14 protein-coding genes are annotated in these 22,768 nt (G+C 39.0%); 2 read left to right on the top strand and 12 right to left on the bottom strand.

Annotated elements, in window-relative coordinates:
* The first annotated feature begins 82 nt into the window (after window positions 1-82).
* Together HMPREF0634_RS02770 and HMPREF0634_RS02765 are read left to right on the top strand one after the other, a co-directional pair.
* Window positions 83-976: an ROK family protein gene (locus HMPREF0634_RS02770; protein ID WP_007788789.1), complete on the top strand. Its 894-nt coding sequence runs from the start codon at window positions 83-85 to the stop codon at window positions 974-976.
* A gap of 1 nt (window position 977) precedes the next feature.
* Window positions 978-1,442: a low molecular weight protein-tyrosine-phosphatase gene (locus tag HMPREF0634_RS02765; protein WP_007788792.1), complete on the top strand. Its 465-nt coding sequence runs from the start codon at window positions 978-980 to the stop codon at window positions 1,440-1,442.
* Between the two features lie 181 nt (window positions 1,443-1,623).
* Here HMPREF0634_RS02765 and HMPREF0634_RS02760 read toward each other — a convergent pair whose 3' ends face one another.
* The 12 genes from HMPREF0634_RS02760 to HMPREF0634_RS02700 all read right to left on the bottom strand — a co-directional run.
* Window positions 1,624-2,955 carry an MATE family efflux transporter gene (locus HMPREF0634_RS02760; protein WP_007788803.1) on the bottom strand — a complete coding sequence of 444 codons (1,332 nt, stop codon included), beginning with the start codon at window positions 2,953-2,955 and terminating at the stop codon, window positions 1,624-1,626.
* A gap of 22 nt (window positions 2,956-2,977) precedes the next feature.
* Entirely contained in the window at window positions 2,978-3,559 is a 582-nt protein-coding gene (locus HMPREF0634_RS02755) for a TetR/AcrR family transcriptional regulator (RefSeq protein ID WP_007788767.1), read from the bottom strand.
* 170 nt (window positions 3,560-3,729) lie between these two features.
* Complete coding sequence (locus tag HMPREF0634_RS02750) at window positions 3,730-4,440, bottom strand: DUF6873 family GME fold protein (protein ID WP_050786336.1); 711 nt, start codon at window positions 4,438-4,440, stop codon at window positions 3,730-3,732.
* Between the two features lie 107 nt (window positions 4,441-4,547).
* Complete coding sequence (locus HMPREF0634_RS02745) at window positions 4,548-5,876, bottom strand: HlyC/CorC family transporter (RefSeq protein WP_007788776.1); 1,329 nt, start codon at window positions 5,874-5,876, stop codon at window positions 4,548-4,550.
* A 62-nt stretch (window positions 5,877-5,938) separates the two neighbouring features.
* Complete coding sequence (locus HMPREF0634_RS09315; protein WP_007788790.1) at window positions 5,939-9,019, bottom strand: AAA family ATPase; 3,081 nt, start codon at window positions 9,017-9,019, stop codon at window positions 5,939-5,941.
* Window positions 9,006-10,229, bottom strand: coding sequence for a metallophosphoesterase family protein (locus HMPREF0634_RS02730; RefSeq protein ID WP_007788784.1), 1,224 nt, complete (start codon window positions 10,227-10,229; stop codon window positions 9,006-9,008). Before HMPREF0634_RS02730 ends, HMPREF0634_RS09315 begins: the two co-directional genes overlap by 14 nt.
* Before the next feature lie 9 nt (window positions 10,230-10,238).
* Entirely contained in the window at window positions 10,239-14,171 is a 3,933-nt protein-coding gene (locus HMPREF0634_RS02725) for a UvrD-helicase domain-containing protein (protein WP_007788762.1), read from the bottom strand.
* Window positions 14,161-17,577, bottom strand: coding sequence for a PD-(D/E)XK nuclease family protein (locus HMPREF0634_RS02720; protein WP_007788793.1), 3,417 nt, complete (start codon window positions 17,575-17,577; stop codon window positions 14,161-14,163). Before HMPREF0634_RS02720 ends, HMPREF0634_RS02725 begins: the two co-directional genes overlap by 11 nt.
* A 1-nt stretch (window position 17,578) precedes the next feature.
* Window positions 17,579-18,262: a PD-(D/E)XK nuclease family protein gene (locus tag HMPREF0634_RS02715; protein WP_007788801.1), complete on the bottom strand. Its 684-nt coding sequence runs from the start codon at window positions 18,260-18,262 to the stop codon at window positions 17,579-17,581.
* A 9-nt stretch (window positions 18,263-18,271) separates the two neighbouring features.
* Window positions 18,272-20,524: an ATP-dependent helicase gene (locus tag HMPREF0634_RS02710; protein ID WP_007788782.1), complete on the bottom strand. Its 2,253-nt coding sequence runs from the start codon at window positions 20,522-20,524 to the stop codon at window positions 18,272-18,274.
* Window positions 20,515-22,197 carry a hypothetical protein gene (locus tag HMPREF0634_RS02705; RefSeq protein WP_040565683.1) on the bottom strand — a complete coding sequence of 561 codons (1,683 nt, stop codon included), beginning with the start codon at window positions 22,195-22,197 and terminating at the stop codon, window positions 20,515-20,517. The genes HMPREF0634_RS02710 and HMPREF0634_RS02705 overlap by 10 nt, the downstream gene beginning before the upstream one ends.
* Before the next feature lie 342 nt (window positions 22,198-22,539).
* On the bottom strand, window positions 22,540-22,768 hold a 229-nt coding region (locus HMPREF0634_RS02700; protein ID WP_165480187.1), incomplete at its 5' end, for a transposase.

The raw sequence follows: 22,768 nt of genomic DNA, 5'->3' as shown, positions 1-22,768 counted from the left end.
TAAAAATAGGTCTTGTTACTAGTGGTTATTAGTTAATTTTAGAAGGGAGAAAAATGTATTTATTACATTTTAATTAAGGAATATGAAACAATACATTTGTTTTGATGTCGGTGGTACTGGCATCGGTTATGGTATTATCGAAGAAAACGGAAATATAGTTAAAAAAGGCAGCATGAATTCAGAAGCCAGAACCCTTGGTGGTAAGGGTATAGTTGACAAGATGGTTGCCAAGACTAAGAGTTTTTTACCTGACTATAAGCTGGAAGGTGTTGCCATATCTACTCATGGTATGATAGATTCTAAAAATGGCATAGTCATGCACGCAGATGACCACCTGATACCAGGCTACTCTATGATGAGGGTCAAGGATATTATCGAGAGCGAAACCGGTTTAACTTGTCACCTTGAAAATGACGTTAACTGTGCCGGTCTAGGAGAACTATGGTTGGGAGCCAACACAGACAGAAAATTGGTCAGCATGATTACAGTTGGAACTGGTATTGGGGCCTGCCTGATCCAGGATGGTCAGTTAATTACCGGTGAGTGCATGTGTGCTGGCGAAATAGGTAAAATCATGATACCAGGTGGTAGGTTTGAGGATGTTGCTTCTACATATGCCATGACATCTGGACTGGAAAAAAGATTGGGACTGGAAACTGATAGTCTAAATGGTAAGATGGTCTTTGAAAGGATAGAAGCCGGAGACCAGGTATATATAGATGCTGTTGATAAGATGATTGACAAGCTGGCTATAGGCCTATCTACCCTTGCCTACATCTATAACCCAGGAATCATAATTCTTGGTGGTGGTATAATGGCAAGAGAAGATTACTTCAAACCTAGGTTAGAAGTAGCCTTGGCCAAGTATTTAACTCCACTTATCCTTAACAATACTGAAATCAGGTTTGCCAAGCTAAAGAACGACGCTGGCATGATTGGGGCCCTAAAGAACTTCTTGAATAAGAATGGAGACTAATATGATAAAAATAATGTTTGTATGCCACGGTAATATATGCAGGTCACCAATGGCTGAAGCCCTTTTCCGACATATGATAAGGGAAGAAGGTTTGAGTGACAAGGTATTTATCGATTCATCTGCTACTTCTTATGAAGAAATCGGTAATCCTGTCCACCCAGGGACTAGGAATAAGTTAAAAAAATATGGCATATCTGTTGATAATATGTTTGCAAGCAAGCTAAAAAGGTCTGACCTGGATGAATTTGACTACATCTTCACTATGGACCAAAATAATATGAACAATATAAAAAGAGAGTTCAGCGAGGTTGACCAAACTAAGGTTATGAAGTTTATGGACTTGACCGACCACCCTAGAGATATAGCAGACCCATGGTATACTGGCAATTTTGACCAAACCTATGATGATATCCATGAGTCTTGCCTTTGTCTTATGAAAATAATAAAAGACAGGCTTAAGGTCTAACCCCTGTAAGACCAATACTATTATAAGTTAATAATGAGATCAATAAAGGAGGACACATATTTATATGACCCTACTGGCCAGATTCGACCTAAATCTAACAAATCGAAATCAGTAGACATAAAAATGATATGTGTCCTCCCTTTCATTATATATTATCCTTATCTTTACCAATAAAAATAAACTAAACCATACTTATAGATTTTTTCCTATACTTTACTATACTTATAATTACCAACAATAAATCAACAAGTGGTATGGTCAACCAAATTCCATTTAAGCCCAAGACCATTGGGAGTATAAATATAAGTGGTACAAACAGAATTATCTGTTTTAGCATAACCAATAGTCCTGCTGTCTTTCCGTCTCCAATCGACTGGAAAAATGTCAATACCATTATCAGTATACCGTAAAGTATAAATATGCTATAGAAGATCCTAAAAGCCGGTATACCCATAGTCAAAGTCATTCCCTTGATACCAAAAAGCATCAACATATCCTTGGCAAAAATCTCTGATGGTATCCAAAATACTCCAGCCAAAACCAGGGACCCTACCACGAATACCTTAAAAATAGACCTTACCCTCTCGTAGTTTTCCGCCCCATAATTGGCTCCTATAGCCGGCTGTAACCCCTGGCTCATACCCCATATTGGTATAAATGAAAAGGCCATAATTCTGAGACCAACAGCCATAACTGCTGCAGCCTGGTCTCCACCATATTTAAAAGCTTGACTATATAACAGACTCTGCTGGATAATCGTCAAGACCTGCATCATCATAGCAGAAACACCTACCCCAAAGACTTCCTTGGATATGGCCTGTTCATTTCGTATACCTTTTATCCTTACGGTCTGGCTCTTTACCTTAAAATAATATAGGGTTACAAGTGCCTGAATTATCTGGGCTGTAATAGTTGCTATGGCAGCTCCTTCGATACCATAGTCCCCCATACTGACCATCAAAATAGGGTCCAAAATTATATTTATAAGGGCCCCTGTCCCCATAATCAGCATGGCTTTTTTCATCAAGCCTTCACCACGCATTACCATATTGGCAGCCTGTGTGAAATTAACGAAAATAGAACCCACAAAAATTATCTTCAAATACCTACTTGCATAATTTAGGATATCGCCACTAGCACCAACAAGGGCCAACATCTTTTCACAAAATACCAGGCCTATTACGGTAATTATAAGCGAAAATAATATTACCCAAAAAGACAGATTTGCCATTATCTTGTCAATGGTTTCCCTGTCCCTCTTGCCTAGTGCTCTAGATAGGACAGAAGCCGAACCTACACCTATCAGGGTTGATACACCAGTATTAAAAAATGTAAATGGCATGGCAATCCCTATAGCTGTCATCTCTTCCTGTCCCAAAATCTGACCGGCAAAGATACCATCCATCAAGGGATATAAACCTATCACTATCATACCCAGTATGGCTGGGACAGACAGTTTTATCATAATATCAATAGGTTTCATGCTTAATAATTCTTCACTATTTTTATTCATCACTACCTACCTTTCTAATCACTTATTCTTCCTTTTTCAGTAGCGATAAAAACATCTCCTCCAGCAAATACCTATTCGTTTTGAAACTTTCTCTAATACCCAATAAACCACAGGCAAGTATGATTGAATTAATCATATCCGTCAAATAATTATAACGATCCATTGACAGTTCTTGATAACCTGCAAGTTTCAACATAGATTGGATTTTTTTTACATTAAGTTCCTTCATACCTAAGTATAAATCCCTCAACTCATCATTATCCTGAATTTCCTGCAAAAGCATAACATAAATAGGCATATATTTATTATCATCCAAACATTTGTCAACAATAATTTTGGCCATTAGCTCTTCTGTTAAGTTACCAGATTGGACTTCAACTTGCTTGTCAATTTCATTAAACCTGTATTCACATCCTAAAACCATTATGTCATATAAAATTTCTGATGTTTTTTTGTAGTGGTGGTATAGACCACCAATTGACAGGCCACTTGCCTTAACTATGTCCTGCATGGTCGTATTCTTGTATCCCTTTTCTAGAAATATCTCCATCGCCTTAACTTGTATAATTCTCTTTCTTTCTTCACTAGTTAATCTTTTTCTCATAGGGGCCTCCTAACCGACACTAGTGTCGGTAATTATATTTTACTACTATTTTTCATATTTGACAATAATAAATACTATCATTTATTTCATAAAAATTTGCAATTCACCTTCATAGGTCTTATAGTATACAAGAAAATCGTAAACCACTTATAAAATCTATACAAGTCAAACTAAAATACCAGACCACTTCCATAGTCCTTAAGCCTTCCTCTTCCCAGTGAAATAACCTTCTTGCCGTGGTTTTCAATGAAGTCTATTATTAGACCACCATCAGGATGACTCTCCAGGTCACCAAAGAAACCTATATTGCCATGACCCAAGTCACAACTGGCCCCTCCTATAAAACCATAGTCCATCCCCCCTAAATCAATATATCCTGGCCTAATCTTTAATACATCTAGACCCTGATTTGTTAAGATTCTGTAAATACCCTCGTCTCCTGTAATTACAGCCCTATCCGTAATCTGGCATATAGAACAATTCGCATAACCCTGTTTGACAGGAATTATTTGAAGGTCCTGCCTAGCTTCCAGCAGATCTAATAGTCTAGGTTCTAAGGATTCCAACCTTCCTATGGCATACTTACCCGTAAAGGCAAGATTCAGGGCCACGTCTCCAGGATACTTGGTCTCTAATTTTTTTATCCCCTGGACCAGCCTGTATCTCCCCCTTATTTTTTCAGATAAAATTTCCCTATAATAGTTGTAGGACTCATTTGAGCATACAAAAGTCTGCCCGTCAAAAAATATCGACAGGTCCACATGTCCCCTTAGCCCTTCATATAGTTGGCTTTGGTCATATGAATTGCATAATTCAAAGCCCATAGCAGACAAAGTCCCTCTTATTTCATTATCCATACGAAAATCAACTATTATATTCATGATAACCACCACCTTAATATATAATACAACAAACTAGGACTTTAAAAAGCAGGCCCTATTTTAAAAGCCTGCTTTTATTATTGGGTTTATAAGTTATCCCCTAAGGACTAGTCGTTGTCCTTATTATTTTCTTTTTCTATATACTCCTTAAAGGAAATTTCATCATCATTTCTTTCTATTTCCTTAACAAACATCTGGAGCTTTTCTATCCTGTTCTTATCAAGAGATAGTACCTTGACCTTGGTAGATTCATCGAGTTCAATCTCCTGGCCCTCTTCTGGTAGACCGTTGATATAACCCATGATATATCCACCAATAGAGTCGAATTCATCAGATTCTAGTTCATTGTAAAGGTATTCATTTACATCTGTCAACTTTGTCCCACCGTCAACTATATATTCATTTTCGGCAACCTTTACAATTTCTTCTTCATCTTCATCGTACTCATCCTCGATATCCCCTACCAAGACTTCAACTAGGTCTTCAATTGTCAGGAGGCCTGATGTACCACCATACTCATCGAGAACTATAGCTATCTGGGTCTTGGCCAGCTTCATTTCTTCTAACAATTGGGATATTTTCTTGAACTCGTAGGTAAAGAAGGCTTCTCTCATGTATTTTTCTACATTAAAATTCTCCTCTTCTTCATCTGTCAAGAATATTATATCCTTTATATTCAAGATACCTATTATATCGTCAATATTTTCCTTATAGACAGGCATCCTACTTAATTTTTCTTCCTTAAAGACCTCCAAAATATCTTCATAGCTTGACTCTACATCTATAGCTACCATGTCAACCCTCTGGACCATAGCATCTTCTGCCTTCATATCACCAAATTCAAATACATTATTGATTATTTCTCTTTCTTCATGCTCAAGGACACCTTCTTCGTGGCCAACATTTACCATAATCTTTAGGTCTTCTTCAGTTACCAGGGATTTTGGATCATCATCCTTTATCCTGAATATCTTGAATATTATGCTAGTAACTATATTTATAATAAATACAAATGGTGTTAGTACTATAATTACAACCCTTAGTATCTTAGCAAAGGCCAGAGATACCCTCTCCTTGTTGTTGGCTGCAAGTGTCTTTGGAGTTACCTCACCAAAAACCAATACCAATACTGTCATGACAAGAGTAGCCATGGCTATTCCCTGATTACCAAATATACTCATAAAAAGAGATGTAGATATGGATGTTGCAGCTATGTTAACCGCATTGTTGCCTACTAGAATTGAACTTAGCAATTTTTTAGGCTGGTCTATTAACTTTTCTAATACACTGGCACCCTTGACGCCATTTTCTTTCAGGTGTCTGATCCTCACCTTGCTGACTGACATTACTGCTGTTTCAGATGCTGAGAAAAATGCAGACATTATTATTAAGCCTATTAAGACTACAATCTGAATCCATAAACTACCAGAATCCAATAAAACCACTCTCCTATTTTCTAAATTTATCTTGAGTATATTATAACACAAGTATTTTTATTTTACCATGAAAGCTTGACTTTTGAAGATGATTCTATTTCATCAAATTCTACTTCCAGCTTAACAGGTATCATATTCTTAAGTTCTTCCACATGACTTATTATACCGACACTCATATTTTCTCCTTGAAGTCTTTCAAGTGAAGTCATAACTGTATCTAGTAGGTCTCGATCTAGGCTTCCAAAACCTTCATCCAGAAAGAAGAACTCAAGTGGGGCACTTCCCTTTAACTGTATCTGTGAAGATAGGGCCAGGGCTAGTGATAGGGATACCAGGAAATTTTCCCCTCCTGACAAGGTATCAGCAGACCGCCTCAAACCACCCTTGTAGTTGTCCCTAATGACAAAGGCATAGTCCCCATCTATCTCCAGGGCATACCTACCACTTGTTATAAGGTCTAACCTCTGTGATGCATCATAAACTATATTTTGTAGGTAGGCCTGGGCTAGGTATTCTACAAATTTGTTTCCCCTCAAGACCCTCTCAAGGTCTAAAATTGAATCCATCTTGGTCTGATAATTTGCCAGATCTTTTAGGAAAGAAGCAACCAGGTCTAGGTCTTGACCCATCTTTTTATATTGGTAGGTAAGGGTAGATAGTTTGTCTTTTAGGATATCTAGCTTTTCTTCTAGGTCCTTACATAGGCCTTCTTGTTGCAACAAGGCTTCCTCTTCTACCGACCTACCTGCTAGCCCCTCTAGTACCAGCCTAATGGAATGACCTATTTCTAAGATTTTTTTATCATAGGCTTCAAGTTTAATCAAAGACTGGTCGTAGTCATCTTTAGACAGGGCCTCCTGCCTTAACCTGTCTATATCCTTAAACTCTTCCCTGGCCAGGATTGTTTCCTTCCTAACTTGGGTTGCTTCTTTTTGGCTTGTAAGGTCCTTACAAGACTCAAGTATTTTCCCTTCTTCAAGTTTTAATCGTTCTATGCTTTCCTCTTGAAGGCTTATATCCTTGTTGAGTCTATCAAAGGCCTCTTCCTTTCTTTGCATTTCTTCGTAGACCTCTTGAATATTGTCTGTGCCTAGGTCTCTTTTCAAAGGCCTTAACTGGTCTTCCAAACTTTTTGAGGAAGCGTCTAACTTGTCTATATTATCCTTATAGACCTCCAGCCTTGTCTTCCTGGATTCTAGGTCCACTATCAGGTCTCTTATTTCTTTTTCTATAGATGACTTGTCCCTATTGACCTTGTCCTTTTCCTTGTTTAATTTAGCTATTTCTTTTTCCTTTAAGTTTTTTAGGGATTTCTCCCTTTCTAATTGGTCATTTTGAGCCTTGTATTTGGCCCTCAAGACTTGAATATCTGACTTGGCTAATTCTAACTCAAGCCTGTCTAGCTCTTCTTTTTCCAGGCTTAATTGGGTTTCCAACCTGCCCAGGTCCAGTCTCCTCTTTTCCCTTTCTTGAAGCAAGCTATCTAGGTCTGCTTGGACCTCGTCTATATTCCTCTTGTAAATATCCAGGTCAATATTGGCTACTAAGCCCTGGTCTAGACTCTCTATCATTGAACCACATACCGGACAGGCATGACCCAGGTGGTCACCCTCCCTTAATATATTCTTTAGGTCTTTGGCAAGGTCTTGTAGCCTAAGCTCATTATTTTCCTTAACAAGGCTTTCCAACTGGGCCTTTTTATCCCCTATTTCTTTTTCCTTGTCCTTTATATCTTTCCTTAGTTGACTTATCTGGTCTTGACGCTTACCCGTCCTATCTCTTAGAAGTTTGGACTTGGCTTCATTATCTTCATGCTTAGATATTATAGCCCCCAAGTCATGAAGGTTCGTGTTCATATCCATTAGCTGGTCATCACTTGGGACCTTGATTTTCTCCTCTTCAATTATGGCATCAATAATGTTGCCCATCTGGTCTTCTAACTTGTTCAGGTCTTCCTGCCTGGTCTCCAGGACCTTGTCAATTTTCTTTATTTGAGTCAAAACATCTTCAACTAAGGATATTTTATCATTCTTGTCTTTTTCTAAGTTTTCTTTTGTATTTTCTAACTGGTAGGCCTCTCTTACCCTATTCTTATAGGCAGTATCCTGCATACTGGACTTGAGTTGCCTTTCTAGATCTAGCAGGTTTTCATTTTCCTCACCTATAGATTCCCTTATGACCTGGTAATTTTTTTCTCCCAGATCCAGTTCTTTGGAAATTTTTTCCAGTTGTATATCTAGGTCTTCCAACTTTTTTATATCTTCAGCTAAGCCAAAGTAGGTACTTGTTATCTCCAATCTTGACCTTAGGTCTTCCATAGAGTCCTTCTGGTCTATCAAGTCTTTTTCTAGGCCTTCCAACCTGACCTTTTCTAGGCTTAACTTGTGGACTTCCCTATATTCCTGGTAAATTTTTTCTTCTTCCACAAGTTCCTTCCTACTATACTTTAACTCCTCTTCCAGCTTCTTTATTTCTTCTTCCAGCTCCTTGTAGGCTTCTTGAGTTACTTCTGGATATTCAGCCAACTTGGCCTGGACTATATTAATTTGGTCGCCTACCGTCCTCTTGTACCTGGCAAGAGACACATTTAGGTCTGTCCCATACTCTTCAAGGTTAAATATCCTCTCAAGCATATTTCTCCTGTCCTTACCTGTTAACGACAAGAATTCACCAAACCTACCCTGGGGTAGGACTACCGACTTCAAAAAGTCACCCTCTTCTAGGCCAAGTATAGCTTTTATCTGCTTGTTAACATCTCCTACTTTGTCAGCCAAAACCTCGTAATCATCATCTGGTCCCTTGAACATAAGCCTTACATAGTCACTAGTAGCTGAAGTCTTTCCTGACCTTTCACTTTTCTTAAACCTCCTGGTAACCATATACCTGACCCTATCTTGGCCTAGGCCTAGTTCAAAGGTATAGGATATACTTGCCTTATCCCTATTTGAATTAATAAACTCTTTACTTCCCCTAGCTATATTTCCATAAAGGGCCAGGGTCATGGCATCCAATATAGTGGACTTTCCAGACCCCGTCTTTCCAAATATCCCAAATATACCCCTGGATGTAAGTCTTTCAAAATCTATGACCTGTTTGGAGGCATAACTATTTATTCCATCAATTTCTAGTCTAATTGGTTTCATGGTCTATATCCTCCCTACTGATCAGCTTATTAAACAGGTCTATCAAGTCCTGACGTGGGGCCCTGCCTTCATTTTCTTCCTTGTAGAAATCCACAAAATATTGGCCGATGCTGGCCCTGCTTATATCAACCATTTCCTTTTTGACCCAGTCTTGGCTTCCCTTTAGGACTGGCTTTATCTCGATGATGTTTTTCATCAATTTTTTCATCTTCCTAATACTCTCCAGGTCTATACTATCATTGGTTTCTATTTCAAAATAGGCAAATATGTCCTGACCTGACCTTTCTTCACATATGGCCATGGCCTGGTCTAGGCTGGTTGCCTTAAAAAGACAGATTGGCCTATAGTTGTCTAGGAGGACTTGATTTACATCAGGTTCCTGACCTGGCTCCAAATCAACCAAATAAACTGACTTAGATGAAGACCTCTCATTTTTACTATATTGGATTGGGGAGCCAGAGTAATATGCCCTATATTCCTTGGATATCCTCTGTGGCTTGTGGATATGTCCAAGGGCAGTATACTGGGACCTGGCAGGTAGGTCTGATTTTTCAACCAACAAAGAACCGCCCAACTCTATCCTGCGCTCTGAATCCGATATAGCAGACCCAACCACAAAAATATGGCTGACTGCTATGTTTATCTCATCATCCCTGTAAAACTTTTCTAAATCCCTGAATATCCTACCTACCTTCTTAGTATAGGACTCCTGCATTTCGTTTATATCATCAGTCTGGTCATAGGCTTCATTAAGTCTTTTTTCACTTGGATAAGGCAGACTGATTATATTAATTTTTTGGTCTCCTATTGCTATCTTTGTAAAGCATGGTTGGGCCTCTTCAATAGAAAATCCCCTATACTTTCCCCTAGTTGCCTGGCTCCTAGGATAGCCCAGAATAGTAATTCCTAGACCCTCAACCAGGGGTCTAACTGATTCCAACCTATCAGGATTATCATGGTTACCTGCAATTATAAAGACTGGCCTGGAACCATCCTTGGCTAACCTTTCTATAGTCCTATAAAATAGGGACTCAGCACTTGATGGAGGATTGTAGCTGTCATATATATCCCCGGCTATCAGGACTAGGTCTACATTATTTTCTTCTACAAGGTCTATTAAATTGTCACAAAACCTAACCTGTTCATCATGCCTATCATGGCCCTCTAGGGTCTTGCCCAGGTGCCAATCCGACGTATGAAGTATCCTCATAAAAACCTCCTAATCATAACTAACTAAGTCACCTACACTAAATAGGTATATATATTTCTCCTTTACCCTCTTGCCTGAAATATCCTCCAATGCCCTGGCATAAAGGTCTAGCTGTGGCTTATACCTGGCCACTATATCCTCATACCTATCCTTACTCACATAGTCGGTCTTGTAGTCAAGTAGGACCAAGTCACCATCCTGGTCTTCAAAAAATACATCGACTATACCAACCAACATCATTCTTTCAGATTCATCTATAGATTCATACTTGTATATCTCAGTAAGTCCTATATTATAGTCAATAGCCGTTTCCCTATGTAGGAGCCCCTGACTAGCTGCCTGGCTCAACCTGGCAAAAATCGGGGTCTTTACAAAGTCAGCTATCCACTTCCTATTTACTGTACCCACTTCTTCCGGTCTCAGTATATTCTTGTCAATCAAGCCTTGCAGGTCAGCCCCTATCTTGTCATTTAAGCCTTTGGTGTCTTCTCTTAACCTATATAAGCCCTCAAAGTCCAATAGCTCCATAACAAGGTGGAAAATTGTTCCCTTCTCACCTGGACTATAGGATATTTTGGTCTTAGAAGTGTGCATAAAGCTTGGTGTCTTGAGGTCAGGTATGGTCCTGCTCATATACATATTTTCATACTTGGTCTGGTCCTCTGCCTCTATTATCTTCTTAACCTCTGATACCGATATACTGGCCGGCTTTAGGGCACTTGCCTGGTAGGCATATGGCTTCACAATTGTCGGCTTGCGACCAGGATCCTTTTCTTCTTCCACTGGCTCAAGAGGCATATTCCTTATAGGTTCGACCCTGTTTTCAATATCCTTGGCCCTTTTGAAGACTGCCAACTTGTCCTCTACATCAATTAGCCAATTAGTGTCCTTATAGCCCATATAGTCACATTCCTTACCCCTTGCATCAAGGGCCTTGCCCCTGACTTCAAGGTTAGCTATGGACATCATTATCCAATCCAGGTAGGTCCTTGAATTTAATATTTCAAAGCTTTCTATCCTACCATCCTGGTCTCTTAACTTTGACTTCCACTCATCTAATTTTTTACTATAATCATCTATATTGGCAAAAAATACCAACTTTTCCTTGGCCCTGGTCATGGCAACATAAAGTAGCCTCATTTCCTCAGCTTCTTGCTCTAATTCCATCTTCTTATCAATATAGGTCTTGGCCATACTTGGAAAATTTATCCTCTTAGACTTGTCTATAATCTTTGGTCCATATCCTAGGTCTTGATGGAGTGACAACCTATGGTCGCTACTCTTAAAATTGAATTTACCATCTGCCTTGGCAACTATAACTAGGGGGAATTCCAATCCCTTACTCTTATGAATTGTCATTAGTCTTACAACATTTGCATCTCCTGAAAGTTCCTTGGCCTCACCCAAGTCAGAACCCCTGGTCTTGACCCTATCTATATAGTTTACAAAGTTAAATAAACCCTTGAAGGATGTTTTTTCAAAAGTCCTGGCCCTCTCGAAAAATAAGATAAGGTTATTCTGTCTATGCTGGCCTAACTCCAGGCCACCTACATAAGCATAGTAGCCAGTATCCTTTAGTAAGAACCATATAAATTCATCAAGAGGCATAAGGCTAGACATCTTTCTATAGGCTTTGATTTGGTCCATAAAGTATACAAGTCTAGCCCTTAGGTCCTTGTAATCCTGGTCAAGATTATCAAGTTCATCCTGGTCCATCTCATATAACTTCACCAAAAGTCCATATATGTCTGAATCCTTATCAAGTAGCCTCAATAAGGCGAAATCACTAGGTTTGAACTTATATATAGGCGACCTCATAACCGATAAAAGGCATATATCCTGCCTAGGGTTGTCAATTATCCTAAGTAGGTTTTCAAATATGCTTACCTCAAGGGTAGAGAAATAGTCTCCTCCTAAGTCTGAATAGATTGGTATGCCAAGTTGACTAAAGACATCTTCAATATCTTCCACCCTAAACTTTAAGGACCTGAATAGGACTACTATGTCCCTGTATTCTATCTTCCTATACTTGTCTAATTTTCTATCAAAAACCAAATATGGCTTTTCCCTATTGTTTACCACCTGGTCTATATAGGCCCCTATGGCCTGGCACTGTGACCTAAAGCTTGATATGGACCTAAAGTCTTCCAAATCTACCCCTTCCAGGTCTAGTCCATCTTCATTAAATACCTTGTCAACCAACCGTACTTCTACAGGTCCCCCTATATTAAAGTTTTCCATGGATAAGCCTGGAGTGATGCCAGTATTGTCACTGTCATTGCCTAGGTCTCTATAGACACTTTCATCTATACTATCATAGTCCAGCTCCTTAAAAACAGCACTTGGATTTAACCTCTCCTCATCCGTATAGTCAAGCTCTCCTGTAGCCTTCCTCATAATGGACATAAAGACATGGTTACAGGCCTCTAGTACCTGGGCACTACTCCTGAAATTGTTGTATAAGAGGATCTTACGTCCAGCTTCAATAGGACCCTGGCTAATAGCATATTCATCATACTTTTTCATAAATATCTCTGGCATGGCCTGTCTAAACCTATAGATACTCTGCTTGACATCTCCAACCATAAACCTATTTCCAGGACTGGTCCTAGAAATAGTCGACAGGATTAATTCCTGGACCATATTGCTATCCTGGTACTCATCTATAAAGACCTCTTCGTATAGGTCCCTATAGGCCAGGGCAATCTTGCTAGGTTCAAGACTTCCACCCGACCTATCTATCAAGATGTCTAGGGCAGTATGTGTTATATATGAAAAATCTACTAAGCCCAGGCTCTTTAACTTTTGCCTATAGGCCTGCCTAAATCTCTTTGTTATATTGGATACTGCCCTCATATATGGATAGGCCATATCTAACTCTAGCCTAACCTCATCTAGACTTATATAGATCCTGTCTTGGATTGACTTTATATCACTAATTATACTATCAACCATTTTTTTTATAATCTTATATTCTGCCTTTACATAGTCATCCACCTTTGAACCTATCCTAAAACTCTTTATATCACTCTTTCCTGACCTGTAGTTGTCTATTTTTTCCTTCAAGTCCTCAAGGTCCAGTTCAAGAAAGTTTGCATCCAATTCCGGATCAAAACTTGTCTTTTCCTGGCCAAGCCTAGAAGATAAAACTCCTAGTATTGACCTAATATAGACAAGGTGCTGGCCTATAAAATCCCTATACTTGACCAGGTCATCATAGGCCTCTAGTTTGTCAATTACTTCCTCTAGCCTATAGGTGTATGAAGCCAATATGGCTACTTCATTGGTCAGGTAAGGTCCTAGATAAGAAGAAATAATATCCTTGTCTTCCTTGTCCTTAGTATTGAACTTTTCTGCATTATCATCTAGCCAGTCCTCTGGATAGGCCGATGAGTCTATAAAAGTATTAAGCATTAGTATCAAGTCCATAAGGGGCCTATCATTGTTCCTGGCTGAATATATGTCTACCAGGCTCAAAAATTCTTCATTTTTTTCGTTATAAAGGTCCTCAAAAAGGTCCTCTATTACATCCTTCTTTATCATTTCAATTTCTGCAGGGTCACCAGTCCTAACATTAGGGTCTAGGTCAGTAGCATGAAAATTTTCCCTGACCACACGACCACAAAATGAGTCTATAGTGGTTATATCAGCCCTGTTCAATAGTAGTAGTTGCCTTTGAAGGTGGTCATTTTCAGGGTCCTTGTCCAGGGCATCTTCCAGGGCTAGGCCTACCCTCTCCCTCATTTCATTGGCTGCAGCCTTAGTAAAGGTAACCACCAAAAGTTTATCTATATCTATGGGTTTTTCCTTGTCAGTAACTAGGCTTATAATCCTCTCGATTAAGACGGCTGTCTTTCCTGATCCAGCTGCGGCTGCTACTAGGAGGTTTGACCCCCTATGGTCTATTACACTTGTCTGTTCTTTTGTCCACTTAGTCGCCACTAGTTACTCCCCCTTCCTTGTTCTTTTTTGCCAATATCTCTACTATGTCACTATAACGGCCACCCTTGACCTTCTTAGGGTTCTTATTAGCATCTCCATCCACCTTGCCCGCCTTTGGCTTGTCAGCAAGAGGTATCTCTATATCCCTATACTTATCTGTCTTCATACTAGGGTCAAACTGGCATACCGACTTATACTCACAATAGGTACAGGCAGTTAAGGCCCCCTTCCTAAATGGGCTAATATCTATCTTTCCATCGTATATATCCTGACAAATCTCCCTAGACTTGTTCATGACAAAGGTCCTTACAGTGTCAAATTCCCTTGGAGACATACTAGTTGTACGACTTTCATAGATAGAGCCATCTGCTTTTAATTCAAGCTTTAGTATATCTGAAGACTTACCTTTTTCTAAATCATTATCCATATGGCCTATTATATCCAGGTCATTGACGAAAAGACCACTAAATTTATTTTCCTTTAATAGTTTTTTATCTAGGTCTTCCTCAGATAAGGCTAGTCCATCAGCCAGACCAGACATATCAAGGTCTTTGTTGGAAAAGTTTGAGTAAAGTACTCCTGCAGGCTCCATCTTGCCAGTCTTGTCAGCATTTATCACTGCATTCATGTACATAAATAGCTGGAGCTGGAGACCACCATAAAGGCTGGTTAGGTCTATCTCCTTTCCAGATGACTTATAGTCGATTACCCTTACAAACTCTCTTTCCCCGTCTATACAGGTATCTAGCCTGTCAATCTTACCAATAATATTGACCTTTCTTGACCCATCAAGGTCTAGGTTTAGGGGTGGGTAGGCAGAGTTAAAACCAAAGCTTAGCTCAAAGCCACTTGGTTGGAAATCTCCTTTTTTTACCTGCTTAGACATATTATCTATCGAATCTACTAGAGACCTGTTTAACCTACTGTATAGGTACCTGTACTTTTCTGAACTGTCTAATATATAGCCTGTCCTTGACTTGACAAGGTCTTGAGAAATTTGGTCTACTGACATTCCTATATAGCCCTTGTCTATGTCCTTCCAACTTAGGTCTATTTTTGCCAATGACTTGGAAAATTCATCTAATATCTTGTGGGAATATATGCCTGAATCCATAGGGGAAAACTCGTTTATAGGCCTCTCCTTGGCAGCCAGTCCATAGTTCATAAAATATGAAAATGGGCAGGCAGCATACTTTTCAAGCTTTGATACACTAAATACACCCTTGCCATATAGGATCCTGGCCTGATCGACATTTAGGTTGGAAACCCTATTATCGTAATTTAGGCTAGACTCAATCATATTGTCTACCTTCTTTTTCTCTTCAAGGCTAACCAGCTGGTCATATATGTGGCTAGTATCCAGGTCTGAATCCAGGAAGTTTTCCATCTTAAGTCCTGGGAAAATCTTCATAATCTTTTTGATAAGTGAAGACATCTTCATAGTATCCCCCTTAAAGTTGGATACCGGGTGAGTAATAATTAACCTCTTCCTAGCGATTCCCATAGCCCTGTATATCAAGAAAACTTCATCATAGGTCTTTGATTTCACATCAGAATCAAAACTTATACCCATTTGTCCTAATTTTTCCTTTTCCCTATCGCTAATTAGGGTCTGGTCCCCTATTGTCTTAGGAAATACACCCTCATTTACCCCCATAAGGATTAGGACCTTGGTGTCCGGGTTTTTCATCCTGTCAACACTGGTAACAAAGACCTGGTCATTAGAAGGCGGTATAATACCAAGCTCGAAACCAGACAACTCTGCCTCCATTAGCCTTATATATCTCTCTAAACCAATCTTTTCATCACCTAAAAATTCTACCATTTCGTCCAATACATCTACAAAAATGTTCCATACCTGTGAATACTCCTTGGCCTTGTAGTGGTTTTCCTGGCCCTTAAATTCCTCTATCAGGTCATTAATCCTTTCTGGTAAGCCTATATCTAGGGCAAACTGGTATAGGTGGGCGGATATGTCCCTTAGGCTATTCTTGCCCTTAAGCTGGTCATGTAGCTTCTCTATCGGCTCCACTACCCTCTTCCTAATATCATTGATATGGGTATTGTCAGGTTCTGAATCGTCCTCTATATTATGAATTAGGGGCCTATCCCAGTCCTTAAACCACTCGGACCCCCTTATACCATTGGCTATGACATAATTTTCAAGAAGGCTTACATCCTCATGGTCTATACCAACAAGGCCACTCTTAAGGTAGTTAAATACTGAATTATATGAGTAGTTTTCCTTCTTCATATTCAATATAGACGTCAAAAGCACAAGGATAGGATTAGTCTTGGCTTCTAACTTTTGGTCTAGGAAGTAGTTTAGCTTGTAGTCTCTAAATATAGCCCTTACCAGGTAGGCATAGGAATCTAAGTCCCTAGTCGCCACCGTAATCTCCCTATACCTATAGCCCTTGTCATTGACAAGCTCAACTATCTTTCCAGCTACATATTCGACTTCCTTATATATATTTTCAAACTCTATAAGGTCAATGTTTTCCACTTCTCCTTGGAAAGGCTTGGCCCTATATAGGTTTATATTCTTTTCTAAATAGGCCAAGTCTGGACTCGAATAATAGCCCTGGCTAACCACTTCTATATCCTCCAGCCTTTTTAACTTGTGCCTGTTGCATATTTCTATAAGCTTTAAATAAGTAACATGGGTCTTGGAAAAGACTGTCTTGACCTCCAGTCTGGATTTTAAATCCAAAAGTAGGGATATATATGTATTTTTAGACAGGGCAATTAGATCCTCTATCAGGTCATACTGGACCGGTGTAAAGCCTGTAAATTCATCTATAAAAATAGTTGCTTCCCTAATTTCCTCATAGAAAGCCAACTTCTTAGATAATAATTGTATCCAGTCTTCTGTATCTATATAGTCTTCTTCCATCAATTTTTCATATGATGAATAAATCAGACCTATATCTTCCAACTTGGCCTTAAGAGCATGATCATCAGTCCTAAGAGCCATCTCTTCCAGTTCTTCTAGCCCTATCTTGTTTTGCTTTAACTCAATTAGGGCATCCTTTACTATATCAACCAAGCCAGTTGAATCCTGGGGCATCTTAAGTGTCTTAAGGTCTTTTGATACAGACTCTATAGCCCTATAGGTCATCATACCCCTGGCAGAAGAAGTCAATTTCTTTTCCTTAAGTCCACCAACCTTGGTAAATACCATATTAGCCAGGGTAGACATACTTACCACCCTTATCCTAAGGTCTGGATCCCTATCCTTTAGGAGCCTTAGACTCAACTTTTTTTCCATTTCAAATGTATATTTTTCCGGTACCAGTATAAATATTGGTCCCCTAGAACCTGACCTGGCCTCCTTGAAACATAAGTCCAAGAGGACCTGGCTCCTATCCGAACCAATCCTTCCTTTTATAAATCCTACACCCATCTTATACCTCTTCTCTTAAGTCCTCTAGTTTGAGATTTCTTATCTCCCCTATAATTGAATAAATTATATTTCTGTTGGCCGCATGCCTGTCCTCAGAATAATCAACCATCACCTGCCTATCTATTGCCGGCTGGTAGTAGTACATTCTTATATTTTCATAGTCTAGGTCACTACCTATTGACTCCTTGCAGACATACATATATACCCTTGTCTGCATCTTATTTTCCGCATAATTTTTTTCTATCTTCTTTCGTTCTGTCTTCCAGTCCCATATATCCAACCTGATTAATTCCCCATTTTCATAGACCTTTACCAGGAGGTCATAGGTCGCCTGGATCCTATCTTTTAGCTCTATCCTATGTTCTGGTAAAAAGATGACATCCTGGCCATACCTATTTTTGTATAGTCTGTAGATCTTCTTGACCCTATCCAGGTCCTTATCGTAGTCGCTAGTAGACCTAATAGGGTCTATACCTAGAAATATCCTTTGACACATAAGGTGAAAGTCTCTACCATAGGACATATTTTGCTCATAGTCCCTATCAAGCTGGCTGTCATCTGACCAAAAAATATGTCTGATATACTTGTCTATAAATTCTTTTTTACTTCTCTTCCAGGCACTTAGCATATTTTGGCTAAATATCAACTTATCCAACCTGTAGTCTAAAATTTCTTTTTCAATCATATATCCCACCTATTTTTCCGCCCCATTCCAGAGCTTCTTTCTCTCCTCTATATATCCTCTTAATATTTCAAGATAGCTAGAATCCTTTCTAAACATATTCCTATTAAGGCTTTCTATAAATTTATTCTTTGAGTTCAAAAGTAGGAGACTGGACTTGGCCCTGGTAATACCTACATAAAGGAGCCTTACCCTCTCACCTATTAGGGCTAGTTTGAGGTCGTCCTCATAAGAAGCCCTGGTCTTGCCCCCATTTACCCCTAAAATCTTATCTATGTCCATATTTACAAAGGCTTCAGGATACTTAAAGTCGGACCTAAGATACTTCCTGTCCACCCTAAAGTAGTCATCCAAACTAGAAGGGAAGTCCGACTTATTTATACCTGTAATAATGACTGCATCCCATTCCATACCCTTAGACTTATGAATAGTAGCCAGGGTCACACTTCCACCTAAGGGGTCTGTCTCCCCCATATCGTATATGGACTCTATTGCCCCATCAAATACCCTACTATACCTCTTGTCTAGGCTAAGAGCTAGTCTTACCAGGTCTGCCCCTTCATAGGAAAGTAAATTTCCCAGATAAAATACTATATACTTAGACAAGAGTACTTCATTGCTGGTCAAATTCAGCCTAGTCAAGATATGAGAAACTAGTCCTAGCTTGTCAGCCTGGTTATGGTCACAAATAGACCTAATCGCTAGCATGCTTTCTGACATCCTCTTTGAAAATACCATTCTTATACTGTCATCAAGCCTTACCCTTGCCCTAGATATCCATTCATCCATATATAAGCCATCATAAATCAAGGCCTCATAGTCTTCCTTGGCCAAGCTTGTGGCTATAGACTCAAGGTCTTCCTGACTTAAGTCAAGGTCAAACCTTGCTACAAAAGCCTCCATGACTAGGTCCACAAAGTTATCCCTTGTGGGCTCTAGTAAGAAGTCCAGGGTCAATTTCAGGTCACCTATTACTTTCTTCCTAACCTTAGAATCAGCCCCCAGTTTGTCATATTTTATATCTCTGGCATCAAGGTAGTCTCCTAGATCATCTGTATCATAGTTAGAAAATGACAAGACCCCAATACTATAGTTTGGGAAGGCCTTTTGGTAGTAGCCTATTGTCTTGGCAACAAGGTCCCTCTCCTCTTCTTGGTTTTTTAGTGACCTGGCAGCCACCATATACTTGTCTGTCTTTGGATTTGACTTGTAGGCCTGTCCACTCTCCACTGGCTCAATATGTATACCCTCCAAGTGGTCTTTTGCCTGGTCCACCAAATGATTGGCTAGGTCTAATATATCCCTACTAGACCTAGCTGCCATATTCATCTCATAGAAATGGTCGGCCTGTAAGCAAAAATCCTTGAAGTACCTTGGATCTGACCCGGTAAAGGTGCCTGTTATACTCTGGTTAACATCCCCGACCCTTACAAGGTTTCTTTTAGATTTTTTACGGCTGGCCTTCTTATATGAAATTATATCTATAATCTTGCCCTGGATTTCATTAGAATCCTGGCATTCATCCTCAAATACATAAGCATACCTGGCCTGGTATTTTTCCGCTACTGACTCGTTTTCTACCAGGATCCTATAGGCTCTTATCAAAATATCATCATAGTCAAAGTAGCCCTCTTGATCCAGTATAGTCTGGTAATTCTTGTATATAGGTCCAATTATCTTCATAATAGTGGCCTGGCCATGATCTAAGTATGCCTCTAGCCTATCTACACTAATATCGGCATACTTCATCAATTTTATGGCATTTAGGACAATATTTGTAAACTCCCTATACCATTTGTCCACCTGGGCCTGGTCATCTCTAAGGTCTTTTTTTAGAAAGGACCTAATTCTGGTTTCACTCGCAGGTATAGACTCATATTCATCTATGGCCATCTGGATTAGGATTCCCTTTTTGTAGTCGTCAATTATCTGGCTTTCCTCACTTAGCATGGCTATGTCAGTGTTTTCCCTTATAATCTTCATGGCCAGGGAATGTATAGTCATTACCTCGAAGCCTCCTTTGTCTAGACCCTCGTCCTCCAAAATCGCCCTAATCCTCGACTTAAAGTTATTAGCGGCACTATTCATATATGTCAAAACCAGGATCTTGCCATCCTGGTCATCATCCTTCATTTTTTTCAGGAGCTTGGCAACTAAATTAGTAATTATAAAGGTCTTGCCTGCACCCGGAACCGCCTGGATCCCCATGCTACCAGACTTGTATTTCATAATTTCCTTTTGGTCTTTCCTAAAAACTATGTCCATAGTAGCCTCCTGTCTCCCAACTGGTCATATCCATTTATGGCCAGGTCTGAATGTAGTAGGTATATATTCAGGTCTTCCAAAGACCCCTCACCCAAAAATTCCCTAGTCGACCATAAATCCTTCATATAGGTCTTGTTCTTGTCTACTTCCAAGTCCCTGTAAATCTGGTCTAGGTTAGTGTCATCAATATTGGTCAAGAGGCTATCCTCCATATATGCCAGGTCGGTATCAAGATTGTTTTCCACCCTTCTGATATAGGTTTTTGAGTCTGCATCAAAGACCAATAGATGGTCCCTCTCATTTGCTAAAAATTTATACTCATCTAGGGTCATTACCAGGATATTATCCCTAGAGGCAAGCTCCATTTTAGTCATATTTCCTGGGAAAATACTTGAATATTCCTTCAAAAATCCTAACCTGGCCTCATCACTAATGGATATAAAGTCAACCTTGTCACAGGCCTCTATCAGTGTATTTAGATCCTTTAAATGATCACAAAAACTACTCACGAGTACCATATCATGGTCATCTACACCAGCCTCCATTAGGTGTTCTTTAAAGAATTTTTTTGCAAACTCCTGGTCCGGTACCTGGCCATATATATCTACAGACAGGTCCCTGCGAATATCAACCATTAGCTTTTCTATATTTCTCGCTAAATATATATACGTCTTGTCTGGATTAAAGACTCTTAATAGTTCCAACTTGTAATCTTGGCTCAAGATAAATTCCAAGTCTCTATGGATAGCCAGGGCACTAAATACAAGATTTCCTGTACGGGTCCTCGTAATTATCTCACTTGTAGGCATATAACTTAAGCTTTGCCCAAAAATCTGTCCAATCTTATCTGCTTCATCTCTTGATATAAGCCTCTTATTAGGTACTATAACAGCTATCCTGTCAGGACTTACCTTGTCTTGGTTGATTAGATCTTCTAGCTTGTTTATAAGACCAACATACATATCATAGTAACTGTCATAATGTAGGTGATCTATATTTCCAAGCCTATTGACAAAATCTAGGTCCCTTTGACTAGAAGCAAGCAGGTCCTCTAGGTTAACATAGTCCCTATGACCTGTGAGGGACTTATAGGTCTCATTTTCTAGTAGGTCCTTGTAATACATCTCTATAAGACTTGGTAGGTCATATAGGCCCAACCTATCCATTATAGACCTGTATTCAACTATTACATTCTTCATATCATCAAAAATATGCCTGTTGGATTTTGACATCTTAAACCTTGAAATTCTATGGGCTATGGCATCATGAGGTATAGACTTCATACTAGCCTCAATCATGGCCCCATAAACCTGGTTGGCAATATTTATATTATTAGAATTTAAACCTTGAAAATATCCATCAAAATACCTCCTGTCACCTATTATCTTGTTCAATAAAAAGATACTTGCCAAACGTGACAGGGTATTTGGCTTAACCCCCTCACCAATTAGGGGCCAATAGAGGTTGACTTGATCTACTATATAGGCCTGGATACTTGTGATATTTATTTTTTCATAGTAGGAACCACTAAAAATAGACCTCAGCCTGTCAGTCAAGACAGCCTGGTCTAAAGAACCCTGACAGAATAGGTATTTGTCCCCTATAAACTCTTCTAGTATATTCAGTTTATCTATATCCACGTCCTTCTTAAAGCCTATTTTATCTACTGTCATAATCGGTCTCCCTAACTTAGATATTGTCGAAAATAGTTAAATTTTCCTAATTATATTATATCATACTTTCGCTTCAATTATATTTCTCTAAAGGCTAAACCTATCTTTCAGTAAAATTATAATTAGAAGTGTATAGAAATAGGTTTAGATGTTTTTTTATTTCCTAATAGAGCGCTTTGTCGAGTACATTTTTTAATTTATAAACGATTTTTAGTTAAGCATTTTCATTTTTAGGCAAAGAAAAAACAGTAAATCTTTTTCAAATTACTGTTCTGTGTTAGTTTTATATGGCTCTATGTCAAATAACGTTGGTGATAATTTAAATCAATAAAATCTATTAAATTATGCGGCAGCATCCATAGCAAACTGATAACTATGGATGTTGCCCTTTTGTATTTTATACCTTTCCATTAACATTATCCTTGCCTTAAAATTCCTAAAACTCCTATATCCGTAGGATACTCTTTTAATTACCTTTATCTTGTTGTTTTTACCCTCAACCATAGCATTCGTATAGTCATATTTTAATGAGTTTAGCACATATTTTCTAAGCTTTTTAAGGCTTTTTATG

It is taken from the genome of Peptostreptococcus stomatis DSM 17678, assembly GCF_000147675.1.
Classification (GTDB): domain Bacteria; phylum Bacillota; class Clostridia; order Peptostreptococcales; family Peptostreptococcaceae; genus Peptostreptococcus; species Peptostreptococcus stomatis.
This window is presented reverse-complemented; position numbering and strand designations above follow the sequence as displayed.